Source organism: Dietzia sp. SYD-A1, from assembly GCF_015356725.1.
In the GTDB taxonomy this organism is placed as follows: domain Bacteria; phylum Actinomycetota; class Actinomycetes; order Mycobacteriales; family Mycobacteriaceae; genus Dietzia.
On the sequence record NZ_JADDKI010000244.1, the window covers coordinates 1 to 3051 of the forward strand.

Here is a 3051-nt window from a genome sequence, read left to right on the forward strand (position 1 = left end):
GGGTTAGGGTTACCGGCGTGAGCGACCGGTCGGCGACCCCTCCCAGCCAGAGGCACAGGCACCGGGTCGAGCGCGCCCCGCGCGGGACCCGCCTCGTGCCGTCCGGCAGCGCCGGGCGGATCACGGTGGTCGCCCTGATCCTGGGCGCGATCGCGACGATCATCGGGGTGGCGCTCCTCTGGCCCACCTTCACCGACCCCGAGCTGGACCCGTATTTCGCCCAGGCGTCCGGGGCCTCGGTGATGACCGAGCGAGGCGAGGTCGTGTCCACCGAGATGGCGCCGTGCGGCTCCCCCGACAACGGGCGGGTCCTGCCCGGGCCGCCGCTCGACCCCCGGTTCCCCGGCCCCGAGTGCCCGCGCTCGATAGTGCGACTCGACACCGGCCCGGACGCCGGCCGGGAGGTGCTGTTGGAGATCCCGCCCGGGCCCGGATCGCCGGAACTCGGCGCCGGCGACCAGATCCAGCTCGGCCGCTCACCCCAGGGAGCCACCGACATCTACGCCTTCGAGGACTTCACGCGGACCGTGCCCATGGCCCTGTGGCTCCTCGTGGGCGCCGCGGTGATGGTCGCCGTCGGGCGATGGAAGGGACTGCGGGCCCTCATCGGGATCGTGGTGGCCCTCATCGTCGTCGTGGGGTTCGTCCTCCCCTCGATCCTGGACGGCAATCCGGCCATCCTGGTGGCCATCATCGGCGGCTCCGCCGTCCTCTATCTGGTGATCTACGTGGTGCACGGCATCAACCTCAAGACCCACGCCGCCCTGCTCGGAACGCTGTCCGCGATGCTGGCGGCGGCGTTACTGAGCTGGGTGGTCATCGAGACGACCAGGATCACCGGGCTCAGTGGCGACTCCACGACCCAGGTCCAGGTGTTCGTGCAGCACGTCTCGCTCACCGGGCTCCTGCTCGCCGGCTTCATCATCGGCGCGCTCGGCGTGCTCAACGACGTCACCGTGAGCCAGTCCGCGACCGTGTTCGAGATGCGCCACCTCGACCCCCACGCCGGCCCCGTCGAGGTGTTCCGGTCCGCGATGGGCGTAGGACGCGACCACGTGGCCTCGATGGTCTACACCCTGGTGCTCGCGTACACCGGGTCGGCGCTCCCCCTGCTGCTGCTGTTCTCGCTGGGAACCCGCTCGCCGCTGTCGATCCTCACGTCCGATGTCGTGGCGGTGGAGCTGATGCGGTCGCTCGTCGGCGCGATCGCGCTGGCGCTGTGCGTCCCGCTCACCACAGCGGCCGCGGTGTGGCTCTCCCGGGACGTGACCTCGGAGGAACTGGACCGGGCGACCGTCGGCACGCGTGCGTGAGAGTCCCGGGTCTACTGACGGTATGAGGCCAGGAAGTTGCCGATCCGCTCGATCGCCACGGCGAGGTCCCGGCCGGCCGGCAACGTGACCACCCGGAAGTGGTCCGGATTCGGCCAGTTGAACCCCGTGCCCTGGGTGACGAGGATGCGCTCGCGCTCGAGAAGGTCCAGGGCGAACAGGCGGTCGTCGTAGATCTCGTGGACCTCCGGGTCGAGCCTGGGGAACACGTAGAGGGCTCCCATCGGCTTGACGCAGCTCACCCCCGGGATCGAGTTGAGCTTTTCCCACGCGATGCCGCGCTGCTCGTGGAGCCGTCCCCCGGGCTCGATCAGTTCGTCGATCGACTGGTACCCGCCGAGAGCCACCTGGATCGCGTGCTGCGCCGGCACGTTGGGGCACAGTCTCGTCGAGGCCAGCAATTCCAGTCCCTCGAGGAACCCGGCCGCGTGCGCCTTCGGTCCGGTGATCGCCATCCAGCCCGCCCGGTAACCCGCCACGCGGTAGGTCTTGGACAGTCCGTTGAAGGTCAGGACCAGCAGATCGTGCGCGAGCGAGGCGATCGAGGTGTGCTGGGCCTCGTCGTAGATGATCCGGTCGTAGATCTCGTCGGCCAGGATGAGCAGACTGTGCTCGCGCGCCAGGTCCACGATCCCCTGCAGGACCTCGCGGGAGTAGACCGCCCCGGTGGGGTTGTTGGGGTTGATCACCACGATGGCCTTGGTCCTGGGCGTGATCTTCGAGGCGATGTCCTCGAGTGACGGATTCCAGTCGTCGTCCTCGTCCGTGAGGTAGTGGACGGGCCTGCCGCCCGCGAGCGAGGTCATGGCGGTCCAGAGCGGATAGTCCGGCGCCGGGATGAGGACCTCGTCGCCGTCGTCGAGCAGGGCCTGCATCGTCATCGTGATGAGCTCGGAGACTCCGTTGCCCAGGTAGATGTCCTCCACATCCAGGTGGGGGAAATCGGGCACCAACTCGTAGCGCGTGAAGATCGCCCGGCGGGCCGACAGGATGCCCTTGGACTCCGAGTAGCCCTGCGCATGGGGGAGAGCCGCGATCATGTCGCGCATGATCACGTCCGGTGCCTCGAACCCGAAGGGCGCGGGGTTGCCGATGTTCAGCTTGAGGATCCGGTGGCCCTCCGCCTCGAGCTGGTTCGCCCGCGCGAGCACGGGGCCACGGATCTCGTAGAGGACGTCCTTGAGTTTGGACGACTGGTCGAGCGTGCGCGGCTGGCGGAGCGTGCGTCCCGTGGTCTCAGGCGTCATGTCTGCAGATTGTGCCACCCCGGACCGGCGGTGCTCCGGTCGCGCCGACCCCGTGGGCGTCAGACCGGTGGCATCGGACCCGTGGCGTCAGATCCCGTACCGCAGATCGATGATGGCCGGGATGTCCGAATGGGGCAGGAGATCGTCGGGATGCTGCACCGAGAGGTAGTCCACGCATCGCCTCTCGTGCGGGGCCAGGGCGTACGGCTGGGAGTCGATCGACAGGCCGGTGAGCTGACGGAGCCTGCGCACCTCCCCCCGGACCGTGGCCGTGGCGTCGCCGTCACCGTAGAGCGCCTCGGACAGGGACCGCGCCGACCAGGCCTCCCGGGACGCCAACAACGCGAGCAACTCCGCCCGTCGCGGGGTGAGGTCGATGCTCGACCCGTCGGCACGGATCACCGACGGCCGCCACCCGAGCAGACGGATCTCGGTCACCGGGGCCCCGTCTCGACCGGCCCGCCCGTCGGGGC

General features: G+C 69.6%; 3 protein-coding genes. 1 reads left to right on the top strand and 2 read right to left on the bottom strand.

Annotated features, from left to right (window positions below; all coding sequences use genetic code 11):
• The first annotated feature begins 17 nt into the window (after positions 1-17).
• A complete protein-coding gene (locus IY392_RS10715) occupies positions 18-1313 on the top strand; it encodes a YibE/F family protein (RefSeq protein ID WP_194861202.1) in 1296 nt (431 codons plus the stop codon).
• Positions 1314-1324: 11 nt separating this feature from the next.
• On the opposite strand, the gene IY392_RS10720 is transcribed toward IY392_RS10715, so the two are convergent.
• Together IY392_RS10720 and IY392_RS10725 are read right to left on the bottom strand one after the other, a co-directional pair.
• A complete protein-coding gene (locus IY392_RS10720) occupies positions 1325-2578 on the bottom strand; it encodes a pyridoxal phosphate-dependent aminotransferase (protein WP_107757478.1) in 1254 nt (417 codons plus the stop codon).
• 87 nt (positions 2579-2665) lie between these two features.
• Positions 2666-3051 (bottom strand): helix-turn-helix domain-containing protein (locus tag IY392_RS10725; RefSeq protein WP_228549282.1); only part of this gene is annotated, 386 nt, incomplete at its 5' end.

Excerpts from the sequence above, each read along its gene's own strand:
- IY392_RS10720 (WP_107757478.1), bottom strand. The coding sequence starts at position 2,578 with ATGACGCCTGAGACCACGGGACGCACGCTCCGCCAGCCGCGCACGCTC.